Source organism: Bradyrhizobium sp. CCBAU 11386 (genome assembly GCF_028128955.1).
GTDB lineage: Bacteria > Pseudomonadota > Alphaproteobacteria > Rhizobiales > Xanthobacteraceae > Bradyrhizobium.
The window spans coordinates 1-20,366 of sequence record NZ_LBKA01000223.1 but is presented as its reverse complement, the minus strand read 5'-3'; the positions used below and the strand labels follow the sequence as shown (position 1 = coordinate 20,366).

At 64.9% G+C, this 20,366-nt stretch carries 16 protein-coding genes and 2 pseudogenes; 6 read left to right on the top strand and 12 right to left on the bottom strand.

Translation table 11 applies throughout. From position 1 onward, the window contains the following. Positions 1 to 179: 179 nt before the first annotated feature. The 8 genes and pseudogenes from XI09_RS19820 to rpsT form a co-directional block, all read right to left on the bottom strand. Positions 180 to 863, bottom strand: a complete 684-nt coding sequence (locus XI09_RS19820; RefSeq protein ID WP_271568327.1) for a hypothetical protein — start codon at positions 861 to 863, stop codon at positions 180 to 182. A 140-nt stretch (positions 864 to 1,003) separates the two neighbouring features. Beyond that, positions 1,004 to 3,144, bottom strand: a pseudogene (locus tag XI09_RS19815) (hypothetical protein). A 119-nt stretch (positions 3,145 to 3,263) separates the two neighbouring features. Then, positions 3,264 to 4,004 carry a hypothetical protein gene (locus XI09_RS19810; RefSeq protein ID WP_271568326.1) on the bottom strand — a complete coding sequence of 247 codons (741 nt, stop codon included), beginning with the start codon at positions 4,002 to 4,004 and terminating at the stop codon, positions 3,264 to 3,266. 91 nt (positions 4,005 to 4,095) lie between these two features. Beyond that, positions 4,096 to 5,232, bottom strand: a complete 1,137-nt coding sequence (gene recF / locus XI09_RS19805) for a DNA replication/repair protein RecF (RefSeq protein WP_271568325.1) — start codon at positions 5,230 to 5,232, stop codon at positions 4,096 to 4,098. Positions 5,233 to 5,320: 88 nt separating this feature from the next. Next, positions 5,321 to 5,686: an endonuclease domain-containing protein gene (locus XI09_RS19800; RefSeq protein WP_271568324.1), complete on the bottom strand. Its 366-nt coding sequence runs from the start codon at positions 5,684 to 5,686 to the stop codon at positions 5,321 to 5,323. Between the two features lie 129 nt (positions 5,687 to 5,815). After that, positions 5,816 to 6,934, bottom strand: a complete 1,119-nt coding sequence (gene dnaN / locus XI09_RS19795; protein ID WP_271568323.1) for a DNA polymerase III subunit beta — start codon at positions 6,932 to 6,934, stop codon at positions 5,816 to 5,818. A 260-nt stretch (positions 6,935 to 7,194) separates the two neighbouring features. After that, a complete protein-coding gene (dnaA, locus tag XI09_RS19790; protein WP_271568322.1) occupies positions 7,195 to 8,607 on the bottom strand; it encodes a chromosomal replication initiator protein DnaA in 1,413 nt (470 codons plus the stop codon). 1,282 nt (positions 8,608 to 9,889) lie between these two features. Further along, positions 9,890 to 10,156: a 30S ribosomal protein S20 gene (rpsT, locus tag XI09_RS19785; RefSeq protein ID WP_011083654.1), complete on the bottom strand. Its 267-nt coding sequence runs from the start codon at positions 10,154 to 10,156 to the stop codon at positions 9,890 to 9,892. A 362-nt stretch (positions 10,157 to 10,518) separates the two neighbouring features. Between rpsT and XI09_RS19780 the strand changes: the two genes are divergently transcribed. From XI09_RS19780 to XI09_RS19770, 3 genes are all read left to right on the top strand, one after another. Continuing rightward, positions 10,519 to 10,836: a hypothetical protein gene (locus XI09_RS19780; RefSeq protein ID WP_011083655.1), complete on the top strand. Its 318-nt coding sequence runs from the start codon at positions 10,519 to 10,521 to the stop codon at positions 10,834 to 10,836. 145 nt (positions 10,837 to 10,981) lie between these two features. Further along, a complete protein-coding gene (gene msrA / locus XI09_RS19775; protein ID WP_271568321.1) occupies positions 10,982 to 11,638 on the top strand; it encodes a peptide-methionine (S)-S-oxide reductase MsrA in 657 nt (218 codons plus the stop codon). A 203-nt stretch (positions 11,639 to 11,841) separates the two neighbouring features. Further along, complete coding sequence (locus tag XI09_RS19770) at positions 11,842 to 12,576, top strand: polysaccharide biosynthesis/export family protein (RefSeq protein ID WP_271568320.1); 735 nt, start codon at positions 11,842 to 11,844, stop codon at positions 12,574 to 12,576. Between the two features lie 180 nt (positions 12,577 to 12,756). Here XI09_RS19770 and XI09_RS19765 read toward each other — a convergent pair whose 3' ends face one another. From XI09_RS19765 to XI09_RS19750, 4 genes are all read right to left on the bottom strand, one after another. Continuing rightward, positions 12,757 to 13,239: a hypothetical protein gene (locus XI09_RS19765; RefSeq protein WP_271568319.1), complete on the bottom strand. Its 483-nt coding sequence runs from the start codon at positions 13,237 to 13,239 to the stop codon at positions 12,757 to 12,759. 250 nt (positions 13,240 to 13,489) lie between these two features. Beyond that, positions 13,490 to 14,161 (bottom strand): dienelactone hydrolase family protein, encoded by a 672-nt coding sequence (locus XI09_RS19760; protein WP_271568318.1) that lies wholly within the window; start codon positions 14,159 to 14,161, stop codon positions 13,490 to 13,492. Positions 14,162 to 14,437: 276 nt separating this feature from the next. After that, positions 14,438 to 14,779 (bottom strand): hypothetical protein, encoded by a 342-nt coding sequence (locus XI09_RS19755; RefSeq protein ID WP_271568317.1) that lies wholly within the window; start codon positions 14,777 to 14,779, stop codon positions 14,438 to 14,440. Between the two features lie 25 nt (positions 14,780 to 14,804). Next, the gene (locus XI09_RS19750; RefSeq protein ID WP_271568316.1) at positions 14,805 to 15,569 is read right to left on the bottom strand and encodes an alpha/beta fold hydrolase; all 765 of its coding nucleotides are present in this window, start codon (positions 15,567 to 15,569) and stop codon (positions 14,805 to 14,807) included. 375 nt (positions 15,570 to 15,944) lie between these two features. Here XI09_RS19750 and XI09_RS19745 point away from each other — a divergent pair, with 375 nt between their 5' ends. The 3 genes and pseudogenes from XI09_RS19745 to XI09_RS19735 all read left to right on the top strand — a co-directional run bounded on the left by XI09_RS19745 (position 15,945) and on the right by XI09_RS19735 (position 20,237). Further along, entirely contained in the window at positions 15,945 to 16,436 is a 492-nt protein-coding gene (locus tag XI09_RS19745) for a (2Fe-2S)-binding protein (protein WP_271568315.1), read from the top strand. Beyond that, a pseudogene (locus XI09_RS19740) lies at positions 16,433 to 18,726 on the top strand (molybdopterin cofactor-binding domain-containing protein). Before XI09_RS19745 ends, XI09_RS19740 begins: the two are co-directional and overlap by 4 nt. Positions 18,727 to 19,142: 416 nt before the next feature. After that, positions 19,143 to 20,237: an HD-GYP domain-containing protein gene (locus tag XI09_RS19735; RefSeq protein WP_271568314.1), complete on the top strand. Its 1,095-nt coding sequence runs from the start codon at positions 19,143 to 19,145 to the stop codon at positions 20,235 to 20,237. Positions 20,238 to 20,366 lie beyond the last annotated feature (129 nt).

Genomic DNA, 20,366 nt, shown 5'->3' with positions numbered 1-20,366 from the left:
CCGGCAACCCTTTGACTAAATAGGGATTTTTGGCCGGTTTTCAAGGCTCCCGAAGGCCGATTCTGGGCACCGCAAAAAGCGCGATTCGGACCCTCCTTTTCACCCCCCGAAGGCGTGGATCTTGCGGGGCGGAGAAGCGCGTTCCGAGATGCCGCGGCGCCCCGGAACTCGCCACGGGTTCAGTATATCTGATCCGGCTTCTTATCGTCGCTGAGGCCCCAGGCCTCGCCTGAGGCCAGGGTGACGGTATCGGTGCGCACCAGAAGGCCCGACACGCGTAGCTCGTAGGAATACGTGCCCGGCGGCAGATCCAGCACTTGTGGATGATTTTCGCCGCCAGCGATCTTGATGGTTTGATCGTTGATCACAAGCGAAGCCACGTCTGGCCTTAGATAGCCGAATATCAGCCGCGCTTGTCCGGGCGTCGGCAGGACATCGGCCTTGGCTGCGGCCTCCGGATTCCGTTGCGCCAGACTGACCGTGGTCTCGCCCTTGGCGCGGCCAAGCTTCAGCACGGCTGGGCCCTTCGGGGAAACAAAGGCCAGTTGCACGCGATCGGCGGCGATCATTGCGTCATCCGGCTTCTCCTGCCAGCCGCGCTGTCCGAGCTCTCTGCGGTAGAAGGCGAGCACCTCGCTGAGCTCCGCGGGCACGCGCGCTTCGATCTCGAGCCGGAGCGGGGCCTTGGCGTCATGCGCGTGCGTGGTGCGGAATTGGCTGAAGCTGCTTTGCTTCGGTGCCGGCATGTCGACGTCGGGATCTGCCGTCAGCGGCTCCTTCGAACAGCCTGCGAGGAGAGTGAGGGCGCACACCAGCAGCCGCCATCGTGGCGGAACTCTCGTCCCGCGCTTGACCGTTGTCATGCTCCATCTCCGAGAATGTCGCGCGTTGTGATCTTCGCGCGATGCAGCGGCTGCGACACTGTCGCCGCCGCCTCTGGACGACTAGTCGCCCCGCGAACCAGCCAGGTTCAACCCGGCCGTGACAGGCGCAGGCGGCGGGATCAATACATCTGCAGCGGCAACACGTCGCCGCTTGGGCCCACCATCAGGCCCCAGGCATCCCCGGCGGCGACCGTAAGGGTCTCGGCGCGGGCAGGACGGCCCGGGAGGCGCAGCGCGTATTGGTACTTACCGGGCGCCAGATCGAGCATCGGACCTTTCGGCGATTGCGGCCCGCCGGCGCCGGCCGCGATCTTGATGGTCTGCTTGTTGATCGTGAGCGATGCTTCCTTGTCGCCCATATTGCCGATCATCAGCCTTGCCTGTCCCGGTTTCGGCATGATGTCCGCCTTGGCCGCAGCATCCGGATTGCGCTGAACCAGGTTGATCGTGGTGCTGCCGTCCTTCCGGCCGAGCTTCAGCAGCACCGGACCTTCGGGAGAGGTGTATGCCAGTTCCGCCCGCTCCGCCGCGATGGTGGCGCCGTCACCCTTCTCCTTCCAGCCGAGCCGGGTCGTTTCGGCGCGGTAGAAGGCGAGGACGTCAGGCAGCTCGGCGGGAACGACGGCTTCAAGCTCGCGCCGGAACGCCACGTCGTTGCCCGGCAGTTTTGCCGCGCCGGCCATGGTCGCAGTGCTTTGCTTCGGCACCGGCAGCGCAGCGTCGGGATCGGCCGTCAGGGGCTCGGCGGACTTGGTCGCCCCTGCCTTGGCCATTGCCGGCTTGGCTGCGGCCATCACCAGCCCCGAGCCATTGGCGCTGACACTCACCTTCGGCCCCATCTGCATCACGGTGACGGAGATTGATTTGCCGCCTTTGGAAAATTCCGCGACCGCCATGTTCGGCTGGTTGATGACCGAAGGCTGTTCCTTCCAGGCGCGGCACGGTAGAAGGCCGTGAGCGCTTTCACGGACGAACCAGAGGAGAATTCGAGCCGGCCTTCATTGCCGTCGAACTTCACGCCCTCGGCGGTTTCGGGCAGCGGCACCGGCGTGTTGCTGTTCGCGACCGCGTTCAGCGGCGCATCGGACAGCGTTGCCGCCTGCGCCCTGCGCCGCGCTTCGTCGGCGGCAATGACCTGCTTGGCCGCGGCTTCCGCGTCCTTGAAGAATCTATCGTCGGCTTCCTTCTTGGCCTTGGCGCGCGCGGCGAGCACGGTCTCCTTCACCTGTGCCGCCAGATCAACCATCGTGAAATCATATTTGCGGCCGAGCCGCAGCACGCCGGTCTCTTCCACGGAGGAGAATTTGAGCGCGACTTCATCGCCCGCAGCAAGAGGAGCATTTCCCTCTTCGGTCCAGCCGCGCGCGGCAAGCTCCCGACGATAGAAGGCGAGCACGGCCGGCATGTCGGCAAGGGCCGCGACCTTGACGCTGTGCCGATCCGACCTGGCGTCGCCGCTGCCCCGGGCGGACTTGAGCGGATGGGGTGTCGGCAGGCCGGACATCTCCTCTGCCCGAAGGTCGGTCGGCAGTACGAACGGTGCGATCCTGATCTGGACATTGGTCCGGCCGTCCTCCCGGCGCGTCAGCGTCAGCATCACCGGTTTCTGCCGATAGAAGCCTGTGCTGTCGTCATCGTCATGGCCGAAGAAGGCGCGCGCGCCGTTCGGAATCGTCTCGCTGATATCCGCGTTGGGCCAGCGCGCAGCCGTCTCCGCCGTCAGCTTCTGCCAGCCGATCGCGCTCATTTCCCTCGCGTAGAAATCCTGCGTCGCCTCGAGCGTCTCAGGTGCAATGCAGCCCAGATAGGGGCGGGTGCCGTCGAAGACGATATCGGTCGCGCCTTGCGGAAACGGCACGTTGGATTGGATGCGATCGCCCGAGTAGTAGACCATGGACTGGTCGGGCCGGCCGAGCGCTTGCGTAAAGGAGACGTGGAGCCCCTGCCGCCCCTTCTTGAAGCTCAGTGCCGTGCTGGTTTCCTCCAGCGGAAGCACGTAGGACACCCAGCCATCGGCGCTCAGGAGCTTGCGGACCGCCGCCGACGTCACGGCCTCCACGGTTGGCATGCGATATTGCAGACTGTAGCGATCGGAGCGCGAGGTGTCCTCGACACCGCCCTCCAGGCGCGGCAGCGCGTGAACGTCGACAATGGCCTCGTCGGCGCTTGCGGGAAGTGCAGCGCTCGCCATCAAGAGAAGACCGCACGCAAGCAGCCGCCAGCGGGCCGGGACTTGCATCCCGCGCGGGATCATCGACATCCTCGAAAACTCCTGGATTTCGCGCGGGTCTTCATCCCCAGCGCAATGGCAGGCTGCGACATCGTCGGCGCGGCCTCAGACGACTAGTCGCGGCAGGAACCGCGCAGGTTCAACAGGGCTCAATACAGAAGGAGTGGCGACCAAGCCTCTCCGTCGCGCCCGACCGTGAGCTCCCAGGTGTCGCCGGCAGCGAAGTTGAGGATATTCGTGGTGGCTGGGTGGCCCGGCACGCTCACCTCGTAGGAATATTTGCCGGGCTGCAGGTCCAGCGACACGGCATAGGCGCCGGCGGCGCGCTTGATGGTCTGGTCGTTGATCGTGAGCGTGGCTTCGGTCTCGCTGATATTGGAGAACACCAGCATGGCCTGGCCGGGCTCGGGCATGACGTTCGCCTTGGTCGCGACGGATGCGTTCTTCTGCACGAGGTTGACCGTGGTGCCAGAGTCCTTGCGGTCGAGCGTCAGCATGCCGGGCCCGAGCGGGGAGACGAAGGCGAGCTGGACGTGATCGACGGAGACCACCCCATCGTGCTGCTCCTGCCAGCCGAGCTTTCCGAGCTCGGTGCGGTAGAAGGCGAGGACGTCGCGGAGCTCGGCCGGCACGGTGGCCTCTAACTTGGTGCGAAGCGGCGTTTCAACGCCCTGGACGACGGTGGTGTGGATTCCTCTGTAGCTGTAACGGGTCGGCGCAGGCAGCTTGGTGTCGGGATCCGGCGTGAGCGCGGCCGAAAACAGCGCCGTCAGATGCGGCACCCAGGCGCCGGCGCCTGCCGCGAGCATGCAGCTTGCGAGCAACACGAGGCCGCACGCAAACGCCCGCCATTGTGCCGGGACCAGCGCCCCGGGTCCTACCGTCCGCATCTCACTCTCCAGGGATGTCGCGCGTCACGTCATCGCGCGATTGCAGACAGCTAGTCGCGGCGAGAACCGGGCCGGTTCAATAGCGAGGGGCTCACCGCCGGGCGGAGACGCGTCCGCTCTCGACGTCAAAGACCTCGCCGCCGCTGCCGATCTCGGCGAAGGCGGCCGGGTCCGCGCCGGTCAGCCAGACCTGCGCGCCGAGCTTCTTCAACTCGTCGAACAGCGCGGCGCGGCGGTTCGGATCGAGATGGGCGACGACCTCGTCGAGCAGCAGCAGCGGCACGATGCCGGTCATCTCGGCGACCAGGCTCGCGTGCGCCAGCACGAGGCCGATCAAGAGCGCCTTCTGCTCGCCGGTCGAGGCATCGCGCGCCGGCATGCCTTTCGGCGCGTAGATGACCTGGAGATCGGTCAAATGCGGGCCGTCGGTGGTGCGGCCGGCGATGGCGTCGCGCGGACGGTTGTCGCGCAGGATCTGGCGGTAGCGGTCCTCGACCGACGTCGCGGTCTCCTGGAGCAGCGCGTTCTCCATCCAGCCGTCGAGCGCGATCTGCGCCGACGGAAAGGCGGAAGCCTGCGCACGCGCGTTCAGCATGCCGGTCAGCCTTGCTGCGGTCTGGCCGCGGGTCGCGGCGACCGCGACCGCAAGCTCGGCGGTCTCGCGCTCGATCGCGTCGCACCAATGGTCGTCGTAATTGCGCGTCTCGAGCAGGCGGTTGCGCGAGCGGAGAGAGCGCTCGAGCGCGGAGATGCGGCTGGAATGCTCGCTGTCGATCGCCAGCACCAGGCGGTCGAAGAAGCGCCGTCGCTCGGAGGCCGCGCCCATGAACAGCCCGTCCATCGCCGGCGTCAGCCACACCATGCGGATGTGGTCGCCGAAGGCGTTCGCCGAATTCACCGGCTCGCGGTCGATGCGGCAGCGCCGGCTCACCGGGCTATCTGCCCGCGGTGCGTCGATGCCGGTGCCGAGCGTGGCGAGGCCCAAGGCGCCCTCGACCTGCGCCGACACCGCCCAGGAGCCGTCGCCCTGATTGTCGGCAACGTCCTCCAGCGTCGCGCGCCGCAGGCCGCGCCCCGGCGACAGGAACGAGATCGCCTCGATGCAATTGGTCTTGCCCGCTCCGTTCGGCCCGACCAGCGCCACCATGTCAGCCGCCGTCTCGAGCCCCGCCGCCCGATAATTGCGAAAATGCGTCAGCGTCAGGCGATGAATGCGGGAAGGGGTCATCAGTTATTCGTCATGGACGCGATTCTCCCCTCTCCCCTTGTGGGAGAGGGTGGCGCCTCACGCAGTGAGGCGACGGGTGAGGGGTATCTTACCGCCCGGCAAGCTTTGCAAGGATATCCTCCAATACAGAAGCGGGCTGCAGTAGCACGTCATTGTTCCAGTAACGCGCTATCGAGAAACCTTCCGTGGAAAGTGCGGCGTCACGAGCTGCGTCACGCTGCGATTCCGCGTGCTGACTGCCGTCGATCTCGATCACAAGGCGCTTCTCGAAACAGACGAAGTCCAGAATGTAGTTCTTGAAGGGGACTTGCCGGCGAAATTTGTAGGTAGATAGTCGACGCTCCCTGAGCAGCCGCCACATTGCCGCTTCCGCATCAGTCGGCTCGCGCCGCATATTCTTCGCAAACTCGCGGAGATGCTTGGGGACCGGCCGATGGGACGGCTCTTGCGGCACTAACCCCTCACCCGACTGCGGCCGTGGCCGATGGCGGAGGAGCCTCTCCCACAAGGGGAGAGGGCGCAGCAACGCGCATCGCGCCTGGACTACGAGAGATTGCCCGGCATCGACGCGGAGCCACCACCCTCACACCCGCATCGGCATCAGCACGTACAGCGCGCTCTTGTCGTCGCGATCCTGGACCAGGGTGGGCGAGCCGGGGTCGGCGAGCCTGAGGGTCGCGACCTCGCCTTCGATCTGGGCGGCGATGTCGAGCAGGTAGCGGGAGTTGAAGCCGATATCGAGGGCGTCCGAGGCGTATTCGACCTCGAGCTCTTCGGTCGCGCTGCCGGAATCCGGGTTGGTCACCGACAGCACCAGCTTGCCCGGCGACAGCGACAGCTTCACCGCGCGGCCGCGCTCGCTCGAGATCGTGGACACGCGGTCGACCGCGTTCTCGAAATCCTTCTTGTCGACGACGAGCTCCTTGTCGTTCCCTTGCGGGATGACGCGGCCGTAGTCGGGGAAGGTGCCGTCGATCAGCTTCGAGGTCAGCACGACGTTACCGATCGTGAAGCGGATCTTGGCCTGCGACAGCTCGATCGTCATCTCGGCGTCGGTGTCCTCGATCAGGCGCTGCACTTCACCGACCGTCTTGCGCGGCACGATGACGCCGGGCATGCCGTCGGCGCCCTTGGGCTGGACCAGGTCGAGCTGGGCGAGGCGGTGGCCGTCGGTGGCGACGCCGCGCAGGGTCGCGGCCTTGGCGGTGCCGGCGGCATGCAGATAGATGCCGTTGAGATAATAGCGCGTCTCCTCGGTCGAGATCGCGAACTGGGTGCGGTCGATCAGCCGCTTGACGTCCTTGGCGGCGAGCGAGAAGGAATGCGACATGTCGCCGGCGGCCAGATCCGGGAAATCATTCTCCGGCAGCGTCTGGAGCGTGAAGCGCGAGCGGCCGGCGCGGATCGCCAGCACGGCGCGGTCGCCGTCGGCCTCGAGCACGATCTGGGAGCCGTCCGGCAGCTTGCGCACGATGTCGTAGAACATGTGCGCCGGCACGGTGGTGGAGCCGGCGGTCGCGGTTTCCGCGGGCAGCGTTTCCGTCACCTCGAGGTCGAGGTCGGTCGCCTTCAGCGACAATTTCGCGTTCTCGGCCCGGACCAGCACGTTGCCGAGGATCGGAATCGTGTTGCGGCGCTCGACGACGCGGTGGACATGGCCCAGCGATTTCAGGAGTTGCGCGCGTTCGACCGTAACCTTCATTGCACTACTCGCCCGATCCCCAAGGAAACACACGTTGAAAGGCCGGGCGGCCGAAAAGCGCGCCGCGGCACCGAAGACCCCGACAGGCCGGGGTCTCCAGCCGATATGACCAAAGCCGTCAGGGTCGCGCAAGGTGGCGCGGATGGCCCCCGGATTCAAGGGATCGGGGGGCAGTTCCCCACGATTTACAGCCCAAAACGAAGCCGCCGCCCTGGCATGGCCGGGGCGGCGGGAGAATGGCGGGAGGCAGCCCTAGGCGTTTATTCCTGAAGCTGGCGCTTCAGCGACTCGACTTCCTCCGACAGCGCGGTGTCCTTGGAGACCAGCGCCTCGATCTTGCGCACGGCGTGCAGCACCGTGGTGTGGTCGCGTCCGCCGAAACGGCGGCCGATTTCGGGCAGCGAGCGCAGGGTCAGCGTCTTGGCGAGGTACATCGCCACCTGGCGCGGGCGGACCACGTTGGCGGTGCGGCGCGAGGACAAGAGGTCGGAGCGGCTGACATTATACTGCCGCGCCACCACGCGCTGGATGTCCTCGATCTTGATCCGCTTCGGCTCCTGCGGCCGGACCAGGTCGCGCACCTCGCGCTCGGCCATCTCCAGCGTCACCGGCTGGTTGTTGAGCTTGGAATGCGCCAACAGCCGGTTGATCGCGCCTTCGAGGTCGCGGCCGTTATGGGTGATGGTGCGGGCGAGATAATGCAGCACCTCCTCCGGCACGTCGAACGTCGCATGATGGGCGCGGGCGGCGGCGACGCGCGACTTGAGGATGCCGTGGCGCAGCTCCTCGCCGAGCGAGCCCATCTCGACCACCAGGCCGCCGGCCAGCCGCGAGCGCACGCGGTCGTCCAGGCTTTCGAGATCGGACGGCGGACGGTCGGCCGCGATCACGACCTGGCGGCCGGCGTCGATCAGCGCGTTCAGCGTGTGACAGAACTCCGCCTGCGTCGACTTGCCCTGCAGGAACTGGAGATCGTCGATCACCAGCACGTCGATGCCGCGCAGCGCTTCCTTGAAGGCGAGCGCCGTCTGCGTCTTCAGCGCGGCGACGAAGCCGTACATGAATTTTTCGGCCGTGAGATACAGCACCTTGCGCTCGTTGCCGGAATTGCCGGCCCAGGTCACCGCCTGGAGCAGATGCGTCTTGCCGAGACCGACGCCGGCATGGATGTAGAGCGGGTTGAACATCACAGGATCGCCGCGGCGCCCCTCGGCGACCTGGCGCGCGGCCGCATGGGCCAGCGTGTTGGAGCGGCCGACGACGAAGCTCGCAAAGGTCAGGCGCGGATCGAGCGGCGAGCCGCCGAGCGCGTCATGATTGGCCGAGACCGGCGCGGTCGCGGTCGAACGCAGCTCCGGCGCGGGCGCACGGCGTGTTTCGACCGGCACTGGGGCTTCCTTCGGCGGCGCGACCGGGCGCACCGCGGAGCGAACGGTGAGATCGATGCGATGCACTTCCGGCATCTCGGCCTGCCAGCACGACAGCACGCGCTCGGCATAATGGGCCTGGATCCAGCTCTTCAGGAAGCGTGTGGGAACCGAGAGCCGCACGCTCTCATCCTGCACGCCTTCGAGATCCATGCGCGCAAACCAGCTCGTATAGACGTCTTCGCCCACGTTCGAGCGCAGCCGACTCTTCACGCGTGACCAGCGATCCTGTTCCGATGTGTTCATCGTCAAAAACTTCTCTTGAGAGATATAGTTGCGTTGCGAGCGCCATGCAGGGTTCCTGCCATAGGGGTCCTGGCATGGCGCGACCTCAAAGCGAGTCCATCGTCAGGCACGGCTCGACCGTTCGGCGAGAACGCCGCGTCCGATCAGCGATGTCAGAGATGGAGGGGTCGCGAGGTCAGCGCGTACTCGGCGCTCCGTCACACGCGGGAGGCTGGGTGTCCGACGGATTTAGAACGGCATCGTTGGAATGGGAAACTTGTTTCAATACCGCGTTCTGTCCGTAAGACATGATACCTCCCCGTCCTGCCGTGATTGCTCACGGCAAGGTCCTGCGTGTCCTGAAGACACCCGCGGCCAAAGTCGCCGATGTCCTGCCCGTCTGCACTGTTCGTTCGCCCGGCTTCGCCAATCACGCCTGTCGAGGTAGCCTCAAGATGTCTCTCGTTTGCGCTTGGATCTCGCTTGGAGACATTCAGACAAAGAGCTACCATTCCCATGTTGCTATGGGTTTTGAACCGACAATCGCTTGTTGAAGCGTCGCCAACGTGCACACCGCCGCCGATTTGCACGCTCGCCCCGTTTCCAAAACCGCGCTGGTCTCAAGATCGTGGGCGCCGCGAACGACTTAAGGAATACACTAAGCGGAAAGACTCGCAACGAAATTGATTCACACTTGAGGCATCAAAAATCTTGACCAGCGTTAACGCCGCGCGCGACTTGTGCACAGGCTCGTGAGCAAGTTTTTGGATTCGTGCACAGAATCGAAAATGCGGCGCGTCATGTGACAATTGCCCGTCACCGCCAAAAATTTTTTACAAAATCGTCACGCGCGCGACGTGTGGACGAATTTTCCAAATGCTTGTGATCGCTATGTCGATAAGTGATTAGCGAGTCATCGTTTTTTGAGTCTCGTTTCACAGGGTAACTCCATCGCGAGATGCGTTCCGGTGAAACTACGGTGTGCAGAACTTGGCGCGCGTGCAGATGCGAGTTAGCCCTGCCTCGCAAGGGTTTTTCGCACTGCACTGAAAGTCTCTGCTGTTGCAATATCACCCGCAAACAAGACTGCAGGTAAAATCACGGAACGCATCATAGTGCGGAGATGCAAATCTTCCAATCGAAGATTGGCCGGCGCGTGACTGCTTGCGTGAATATGACAGGCAACAAAAAGCCCGGCGCGAGGCCGGGCTGATTGACGAACGCGATGTCCAGCGGATCAACCGATCGGATGATTGCAACCAGATCGCTTGGCGAACCTGGCTCGCGAACTTGCTTGGCGAACCTACTTGGCGAGCTTGGCGATCTGCGCGGTGAGCCGCGAGACTTTGCGGCTGGCATTGTTCTTGTGAATGATGTTGCGCTGGGCGGCGCGCATCAAGGCGGGCTCGGCATTCGCCAGCGCCTTCACGGCGGCGGCGCGGTCGCCGGTCTTAATGGCTTCCTCGACGTTGCGCACGGCGCCGCGCATCTGGGTGCGGCGCGACTTGTTGACGGCGGTGCGGCGGGCGATCTTGCGCGTCGCTTTCTTGGCGGAGGTGGTATTGGCCATGGTCTCAATGTCCTTTGCGGGTACCGGTCGCGTCTTGGTCGGGTAGCGCCGGCTTGCTTGACCGCGGAATCGACGCTCGGATTTAGGGTGTTCGGTTCAAGGCTGTTCCCGGAACACGAGGCCTCAAAGAGCCTGCAACTGCTCAAAGAACAGCGGCGGCAGGATTGCGCCCGCCGCCAGTTGGCGCCCTTATAGAGAGGGTCTTTGGCACCGTCAACGCTTTCAAGGCTTGGAAAACCGGCCCCGGGCGGTCTGGATGGGTGCCGTAACGCCCTGAAGAGGTTGAATTTCTGCCGCCTTGCGGCTATTGGCTGGCGGCGTTTCTTGGGGTCCTCCGACCGGACGACCATATAAGGTGAGGCATGATCCGCGGCTTTTTCCGACTGATTGGGCTGCTGCTGCTCGCCGGCGGGTTCATTTTCATGGTCTATGACGGCGCCCGCTGGGTGGCCGACCAGACCCTCAAGTTCACCCGGTTCGGCCAGTTCTGGAACGACATCAATCAGGCCAGCCAGTCGGCGTTCCGGACCTGGGTCGAGGCCAAGGCGCCCTGGCTCTGGACCTCGGTGATCCGCCTCGTGCTGGATCAGCCGGTGTTCGCCGTCCTCGGCATCCTCGGCATCCTGCTGATGATCCTGTTCCGCCCGCGCAAGCCGCTGATCGGCTATTCGCGGGACTGAACGCCGCAGATCAGGGCGCCGTAACAAGGCTGCCCCTTCTCGCGTAAATGCCTATATTCCCACCTGATCGCGAGCACGCCGCCTGAGCGCCCGGCTTTTCGAGCTGGCTCACGCGACGGACAGCTCGTTCTTCGGAGATCCGTCCATGCTGTTCATGCGCAAGACCACCGCATTGCCGAGCGCAACTGAGGCGCTGCCGGGCCGTGCGCAGGCCATCCCGACCGCAACCACCCATTTCGTCAACGGCAGCAAGTTGCAGCCGCCTTATCCCGCCGGCCTCGAGCAGGCGGTGTTCGGGCTCGGCTGCTTCTGGGGTGCCGAGCGCAAGTTCTGGGAGCTTGGCGATGGCATTTACACCACCGCCGTCGGCTATGCCGGCGGCCACACGCCGAACCCGACCTACGAGGAGACCTGTTCGGGACGCACCGGCCACACCGAAGTGGTGCTGGTGGTGTTCGATCCGAAGAAGATTTCCTACGAGAAGCTCTTGAAGACGTTCTGGGAGAGCCACAACCCGACGCAAGGCATGCGCCAGGGCAACGACGTCGGCACGCAGTACCGAAGCGCCATCTACACTTACTCGGATGCGCAGAAGAAAGCGGCCGACGAGTCGAAGGCGCTCTATCAGAAGGCGCTCGCAGCCAAGGGCCTCGGTGCCATCACCACCGAGATCGCGCCCGCCGGCGCATTCTATTTCGCCGAGGACTACCATCAGCAATATCTGGCAAAGAATCCCGCCGGCTATTGCGGCCTTGGCGGCACCGGCGTGTCCTGCCCGATCGGCGTCGGCGTGAGCGCGTAGGCTAGCTCCGGACTCGTCATGGCCGGGCTTGTCCCGGCCATCCACGTTCTTCGTGCCGCAAGAGAAGATCGTGGATGCCCGGGACAAGCCCGGGCATGACGGAGTGTGGGTCCGCATCGTCGCGACGCCAAAGCCCCGCTCAACGCTTTATTAACCATAACCGGTGCATCACTGGAGCCGTCTCGTTTCGAGGGATAGGTCCGGTGCCGGTTGCACGCGCGTTTCGATGGTCGATTTTGGCAGCGTCCCTGGCAGCGTCCGCCGCGCTTGCCCTTGGCGGCTGCATGCAGACCGCCGGCCCCGTCGCGGTGATGCAGCCGCGCGCCGATCTCGATTCCATGGCCTATGGCCAGCCCTACAACGCGCCGCAGCCGGTTGTCGTCGCCGACACTGGCGGCGCCATCGGCGCGCTGCGCAATTCCTTTGCCTCCGCGCCTGCGCCGATGCCGGTCGGTTACGCCGCGCCGGCCCGCTATGACGCCTCCTACCATCTCGATGCCGGCGACAAGCTGCGCGTCGTGGTCTATGGCCAGGAAGGTCTCACCAACAGCTACGCGATCGATGCCGGCGGCTCCATCACCATGCCGCTGATCGGCGCGGTGCCGGCGCGCGGCCGCACCACGGCGGGTCTCGCCGGCGAAATCGCCGCACGCCTGCGCAACGGGTACATCCGCGAGCCTTCGGTCGCCGTCGAGATCGAGGCCTATCGTCCGTTCTTCATTCTCGGCGAAGTCACAGCACCCGGCCAATATCCTTACGTGCCGAACATGACGGTCGAAAGCGCGGTCGCGATCGCCGGCGGCTTCTCGCCCCGCGCCAAGCGCGACGTGGTCACCGTGACGCACACCGAAGCCGGCGGCGCCATGCGCGCCGTGGTTCCGCTCGGCACGCCCTTGAGCCCCGGCGACACCGTGTTCGTCGGCGAACGCTGGTTCTAGCTCTCGGTCAACCTCTTCCCCCTCGTCATTCCGGGGCGCGACAAAGTCGCGAGCTATGATGCGCAATTGCGCATCAGAGAATCCATCGCGCCACCAACTCTGGAGCTCGATGGATTCCGGGCCTGCGCCTGTCGGCGCATCCCGGAATGACAGCAGGGATGATGTCGGCGACCTCGCGACCTATCTCCTGAAATCAAGCCGCCCGTTCGGAAAACATCCGTCGATGCGTGCCGCATCGACCACGAGCCCGATCCACGGCCGCGTGATCGCAGGATTGGTCAGATTGATGTACTTGCCGACGAGGCGGCCGGCGTCCTCGCGTGCAGCGTCGATCAGCCCGTGCCGGCGGCCATTGTCCCAGTCGAAGCGCAGATAGACCCGATTGCCCACGACGCGAACGTCCGCGCGGCCCTGCTTCCATGTCTCCGGCGCATCGCCCGCAATGGTCGGATCGGCACCGCCGTTCCAGCGACTGGCCCAGATGCCCTCGAGTGGGTCGAACGATGTTGGAATGGACGCCCAATGCCCCGCATTGCCGTCGGCGCCATCGCCGGCCAGTGTGGCGGTCGCGGCATAGTCCATGACTTCTGAATCGTCCGAGCCCGGGACGTCCATCGTGCCGAAGGGATTGCGGATGATGAGGTTCGTATTGGCGTGCTGCATGACGTTTCTCCCGGTGTGTGTTGGCTTGATTGGCCAACCCTACCGCCGGGTGTGAGGTCGCGCCCACCCGATTCCCGCTTGAGGAGCGGCGCCTTCTCTCCTCTCGTCATTCCGGGGCGCGACGACGTCGCGAACTATGATGCGCAATTGCGCATCAGAGAATCCATCGTGCGCCAGCGTTGGTGGAGGTATGGATTCCGGGTCTGCGCCTGTCGGCGCATCCCGGAATGACGGCGGTGAGGATGAAACGCTATTTCAAATGCTTCGCGAAAAATCCCATGCTGCGCGGCCAGGCGATGTCGGCGCTCGCCTTGTCGTAGCTCGCGCGCTCGTCGCAATGGAAGCCGTGCTGGGCGCCCCGATAGATGAAGACCTCGACATCCGGCCGTTTCGCCTTGATGGTCTCGACGTCGGCCAGCGGGATGCCGGCGTCCTTCTCGCCAAAATGCAGTTGCGTCGGCACCTTCGGCGTCTCCTCTGCAAAGCGCACGACCGCGCCGCCATAATAGCCGATCGCGGCCTTCAGGCCGCTCAATCGCGTCGCCGCGACGAAGGCGACACTGCCGCCGAGGCAAAAGCCGATGATGCCGACCGGGCCGACGCTTCTGACCGCATCGATCGCGGCCTGGGTGTCGCGCAGCATCGCGGCCCAGTCGGGACTGGCTACGAACTTGCGCGCTTCGGCGATCTCATCGGGCGTATAGCCCGACTGGAAGTTCGGCGAGGTGCGGTCGAAGATCGACGGCGCGATGGCGACATAGCCTTCCCCGGCGAGCCGATCGCAGACCGAGCGGATGTGATGATTGACCCCGAAAATTTCCTGGATCACCACCACCGCGCCCTTGGGGCTGCCTGCGGGATCAGCGCGATAGGCGCCGAGCTGGAAATTATCGGAGGCCGTCAGCTTGATGTCTTGTCCCACGCGGGTTGTCCTCTTCTTGGTTACTACAAACTCTAATCTCTCACCTCATCCTGAGGAGCGCGCCCTTGCGCGCGTCTCGAAGGATAGAGGCCCCTTGAGGGTTCGATGTGGCCGATTATCGCCGCTCGCTCCACAAATTCGTCATGCCACGTCTTCGTTTCCGCGTCAGAAGAACGTGGATGGCCGGGACAAGCCCGGCCATGACGGTGTGGCAACGTCAGTGCATAACGGCGCCGCCGCCATATACGATCGCCCTGCGCCATGAGGCGTGACACATCACTCCCACATCCAGTTCTCGCCGTAATCCTCCTTCCATCCCGCCAGCCGTCCATGACGGAATTGCAGGAACAGGCGGTGGCGGTAGGGGATCAGCCCGCTGCCGCCGATGTTGCGAAGCGCGAGGTAGATCTCGTTGCCGGGACGACCCCGCACATATTGCAGCGGCTGCCCCAAAGCGCGTGCGGTCTGCTCGGCGTCCATGCCGAAGGCGAGCGGCGTGTTGTTCGACAAGGTCGCGACGAAGGGCTGGCGCGGCGGCATGGTGCCAAACGGCTCGGCCTGCACCGACGCCGGGAAAAGTGTCGCCATGACGCCCGCAACCAACATCGCTCGCTTCATCGCCTCAGGTCCTCGTCCGGCCGGCCTATTGCGGCAAGTTCTTCAGGAAAGGCAGTACCGCGTCAACAAATGCCTTGGGCTGATCGATGTTGACGGCGTGTCCGGCGGCGGGGATCACGACCTTTTGCGCGCCGGGGATCTTGGCCGCCATGTAGTCGGATGCGGCGAGGAACGGCGTGTCGTCGGCGCCGACCACGATCAGCGACGGCACTTTGATGTCGGGCAAGAGCTCGATCACCTTCGCATCGCGCTGGGTCAGCATGCCGCGTGCGGCAAGCGCCAGCCCCTTGGCGTTGCGATGGCTTGCGGTGGCGCGCTCGCGCGTCGCCGCCTTCAGCACGTCGAGACCTTCGCGATCGAGCCTGTCGGCGGTGGCAAGCGCCCGTGCGTTCCAGGCCTCGCGCGCATCGTCCTTCTTGAAGCCCGGACCGGTGTCGATGATCAGCAGCGCGCGGACGCGTTGCGGATACGCACGCGTGAAGGCCAGCGACATGTAGCCGCCGAGCGACAGCCCGCCGATGATCGCGCGCTTGGCACCGATGGCATCGAGGATCGCCGCCATGTCGCCGACCGTGAGCGCTTCGCTGTAGGCCTTGGGGTCATCAGGATAGTCGGATTGGCCGTGGCCGCGCATGTCCCACAAGACAAGCCTGTGGTCCTTTGCCAGCGCATCGATCTGTTCATGCCACATCGCCGAGGTCGATGAGTAGCCGTGCGTGAGCAGCAGCGGCGGCCCGTCGCCATGGACCTCGTAATGGATTCCGACGCCGTCCCGATCGATCCTTGGCATTCCGCCACCTTTTCGTTTGTTTCCTCGGCGCCGGCGCACGGGGTTCACCTCTCCCCGCTGGGGAGAGGTGAACACTGCGCGACAACGCGCCCCAATCGTAGTCTAACCCGCAGGGTTACTCGGAGGAAACCGCCGCAGTCGCGATCGCACGCATGCCTGATGCGATCTCCGTTGCGTTTAGTGGCTGCGTCAGCGCCGTTCTCGCAACGCACAACAAGCTGACGCCGCGATGATTTCGATCAATTCCAGATTGCATTTGCCTCTGCGGCGGAACGCGATCATTCTTGCCACCAAGGCCGGCGCCAGCCCGGTGGGCGCCGGCCAACACAAGTTGCCGCCGTAAGCGGCTTCATGCACCGGCAGGGGAAGACGCCTATGCCAACTCTCACCATCAACGGGCTGAGTCTGTCCGTGGATGCGGCGAACGACACGCCGCTCCTCTGGGCGATCCGCGAGCAATTGCAGATGACCGGCACCAAGTTCGGCTGCGGTGCCGGCCTGTGCGGTGCCTGCACCGTGCACGTCAACGGCGAAGCGGTGCGCTCATGCCAGACCATGGTCGGCGACGTCGCCGGCAAGAAGATCACCACCATCGAAGGCCTCTCCGCCAAGGGTGATCATCCGCTCCAGAAGGCATGGATCGCCGAGCAGGTTCCGCAATGCGGCTACTGCCAGTCCGGGCAGATCATGCAGGCGGCGTCGCTGCTCGCGAAGAATCCCAATCCGACCAGGGAAGAGGTCGTCGCACATATGGACGGCAATCTCTGCCGTTGCATGACCTATTCGCGGATCCAGAAGGCGATCATGCGCGCCGCATCCGAGATGCGCACCGCATCCGCGACGGGCAACGAGCGGAGGCCCACATGAATAAGCACGTGAACGACGTCGCCCCTGAGACGACCGATCTCAGCCGCCGCTCATTCCTCGTCGGCACCGCCGCGACCGGCCTCGTGCTCGGCTATGCCGGCGTGCCCGGCATCGATCCGGCATCGGCCGCCGCGCCCGCCAATTTCGAGCCGAGCGTCTGGTATGCGATCTCGCCTGACGGTCTCGTCACCGTGACCTGCGGCAAGGCCGACATGGGCCAGCACATCGCCTCCACCATGGCGCAGATCGTCTGCGAGGAGCTGGGCGCGAAATGGAGCGACATGCGCGTGCAGCTCGCCTCCAACGATCCGAAGTTCAACGATCCCGTTCTGGGCGCGCAGATCACCGGCGGCAGCTGGTCGACCATGATGAATTTCGAGGCGATGAGCCGGGCGGGCGCGGCCGGTCGCATCGCGCTGACGGAGGCTGCCGCTGCAGCCATGGGCCTGCCGCCCTACTTCAAGGATCAGCTCGTCGTGCGCGACTCCATGGTCTCGCATCCGAAGTCGAAGAAGCAGATGTCGTTTGCCGACATCGTCAAGAGCGGCAAGGCGACCAAGACCTTCACGCCGGACGAGCTCAAGGCGATCAAGCTGAAGACGCCGGATCAATACACCATGATCGGCGTGTCGGTGCCGCAGCTCGACATCCCCTCCAAGACCAACGGCACGGCCAAGTACGGCATCGACGTGATGCTGCCGGGCATGGCCTACGGCAAGGTGGTGACCCCGCCGGTGCGCTTCGGTGCCACGGTGAAATCGGTCGACGACAGCGAAGCGAAGAAGGTGCCCGGCTTCATGAAGGCCGTCATCCTCGACGACAAGACCGGAACCACCTCCGGCTGGGTGGTCGCGGTGGCCAGCACCTATGCCAACGCGCGCAAGGCGGCGGATGCGCTGAAGATCGCCTATGACGGCGGTCCGAACGCAAAATTGTCGAGCCAGTCGCTGCTCGACGAGGCCAAGCGGCTCCAGGGTCTCGAGGATTCCGGCCAGTTCTTCGTCAAGGACGGCGATCCCAATGCGGCCTTCGGTTCGGCGCCAAGGTGGTGGAGGCCGAGTACACCACCAGCATCAACATCCACGCGCCGCTGGAGCCGATGAACGCCACCGCGGAGTTCAAGGGCGACATCCTGCACATCTATTCCGGCAACCAGTTCGCGACGCGCTCCGGCGCGATCGCCGCAGGCGCGGCCGGGATCGATCCGAAGTTCGTGGTGATGCACCAGCATTGGCTGGGCGGCGGCTTCGGCCGGCGTCTCGATGCCGACATGATGGTTCCGGCCGTGCAGGCGGCGAAGGCGGTCGGCAAGCCAGTGAAGGTGATCTATTCGCGCGAGAACGACATGACGATGGATTTCTCGCGTCCGCTCACCTACCAAAAGGTCAAGGCCGGCGTCGACGGCGACGGCAAGCTCGTCGCGCTCAGCCACGACGTGGTCTCGGCCTGGCCGACCGCACGCTGGGGAATCCCCGATTTCCTCACGCCCTCGGTCGACAAGAAGGGCCCGCTCGACTCCTTCACGGTGAACGGGGCCGACTTCTTCTACACCGTGCCCAACCATTACGTGCGCGCGATCAAGAACGAGCTCGCGCACAACGCCACGCCGTCCGGGCAGCTCCGCTCGGTGGCGCCCGGCTGGACCTTCTGGGCGGTCGAAAGCATGATCGACGAGATCGCGGCTGCGACCGGCAAGGATCCCGCGCAGCTCCGCATTTCGCTGCTCGACGGCGCCGGCAAGAACGACGGCGGCGCGCAGCGGCTGCGCAACACGCTGCTCGCCGCGATGGGGCTGTCCGGCTACGGCACCAGGCAACTTCCGAAAGGCGAGGGCATGGGCGTCGCCTGCGTCTCGTCGCAGGAACGCGCGACCGCAAGCTGGACGGCGTGCGTGGCTCACGTCGCCGTCGCATCATCGGGTGCAGTGACCGTGAAGAAGCTCACGGTGGCAACCGACGTCGGCACACAGGTGCATCCCGATAACATCCGTGCCCAGGTCGAGGGCGCGGCGCTGTGGGGCTTGTCGCTGGCGATGTACGAGAAGGCAACGCTCAAGGACGGTGGCATCGAGCAGACCAATTTCGACAGCTACACGCCCTTGCGCATGAGCCAGATGCCCGAGGTCGCGGTCGCCGTGATCGCCAACGGCGAGAAAGCCACCGGCGTCGGCGAGCCCGCCGTGACGGTGGTCGCTCCCGCCATCGGCAACGCCATCTTCAACGCCAGCGGCGCCCGCGTGCGGGCGTTGCCGATCACGGCCGAAGCCGTGAAGGGCGCGATGAAGGCGTAAGCCGGTCGAAGGCTGCCAGAGAAAATCCGCCGGAGGGCAACCTCCGGCGGATTTTTTGCTTTCGGTTTCGAGAGGTCGTCATGCCCGGGCTTGTCCCGGGCATCCACGTTCTTCGTGCCACTGGCCAAGGCCGTGGGTGGACGGGACGTAGGCGAGCGGAAGCGACGCCGTCCCTTGGATGGCTATGCCCGGCCACGACGGAAACTTCATCGCCCCAAATTCCCCTTTATCTTCAACGGCCGTTCTACTGTGCATGGGGTTGTTTTCGCCGTTTTGATTGGAGCCGTCACGGGAACCGAAATCCGTAAAATTGCAGCCAATTGCGGAAGGTTCCATTGAGCACGCCTCTTAAGGGCCGGAGAACCTGATCCGGCTTAGGCTTTCGCCGGAAACACTCCCGTGCTCTTGGGGAAGCCATGAACGCCTCAGTCAAACCCGCCGCCAAACGCCGGCTTCTTCTCGCCTCCGACCGGAGCGACGAAAGCACCGAGCTTGCCAGCATCTTGAAGGCGGTCGGCGATGTCTCGACGGTGACGACCCAGGACATCCCCGAGAAGCCCTCGCGCGATCTCTCCGGCCTCGTGGTCGATATTAATCTGCGCTCGCCCGAGAGCGTGCAGCGGGTGCGCAACAAGCTGCGCGGCGATGCCTATCGTTCGATGCCGCGGCTGTTCGTGCTCGCCGATGCTCTGCACCACGGCACCATGCAGGCCTGGGCGCTGGGCGCCACCGACACGATCTCGCGGCCGCTTCAGCCCGATGCGATTCTGCAGCGCATCCGCGCCGCGTTTCCCGACACCGCCAGCTATGACGCGACCGATCGCGGCAAGACGCTCAACCGCGGCGTCGAGGCGGCGCACGCGGTGCTCGCCAAGATGTTCGAGAAGCTGCCGCTCGGCGTGCCCCTGACCTTCGACGACGTCATCGCCGCCGAGAGCAAGATCCTGAAGGCGATGAAGCACTCCTCGCTGCGCGAGTGGCTCACCACGGTCGGCTGCCACCATGTCGGCAGCTATCGCCACTGCCTGTTCGTCACCGGCTTTGCGGTCGCCTTTGCGCAGCATCTCGGCATGCGCGAGGACGACCAGCGCCGCCTCACCCGCGCCGCACTGCTGCACGACGTCGGCAAGGCCTTCGTTCCCTCCGTGCTGCTCGACAAGCCCGGCAAGCTCACCGACGAGGAGATGGACGAGGTGCGCCAGCATCCGCGCCGCGGCTACGACGCGCTCGCGGCCCAGGGCGGTTTCCCGCCGGAGATGCTCGACGTCGTGCTGCATCACCACGAATTCCTCGACGGCAGCGGTTATCCCAACGCCCTGTCGTCGAATCAGATCAGCGACATCGTACGGCTGACGACGATCGTCGACATCTACGCCGCGCTGGTGGAGAAGCGCGCCTACCGCATGCCCTTCACCCACTCCCGCGCCTTCACGATGATGGAAGGCATGGGCGGCAAGCTCGACCAGCAGCTGCTGCAGGCATTCCGCCCGGTGGCGCTGGGATCGTTCTGACCTCGGTGTCGGCGCCGTTTTAGCGGCGCTATTGCCACACGCTCGGTGTCGTCCTGGCGAAAGCCAGGAGGTGGATTCACACTCGAAGTGCAACAGTTGAGAGGAGAAGGCCTCTGCCGGGGTTCTGAA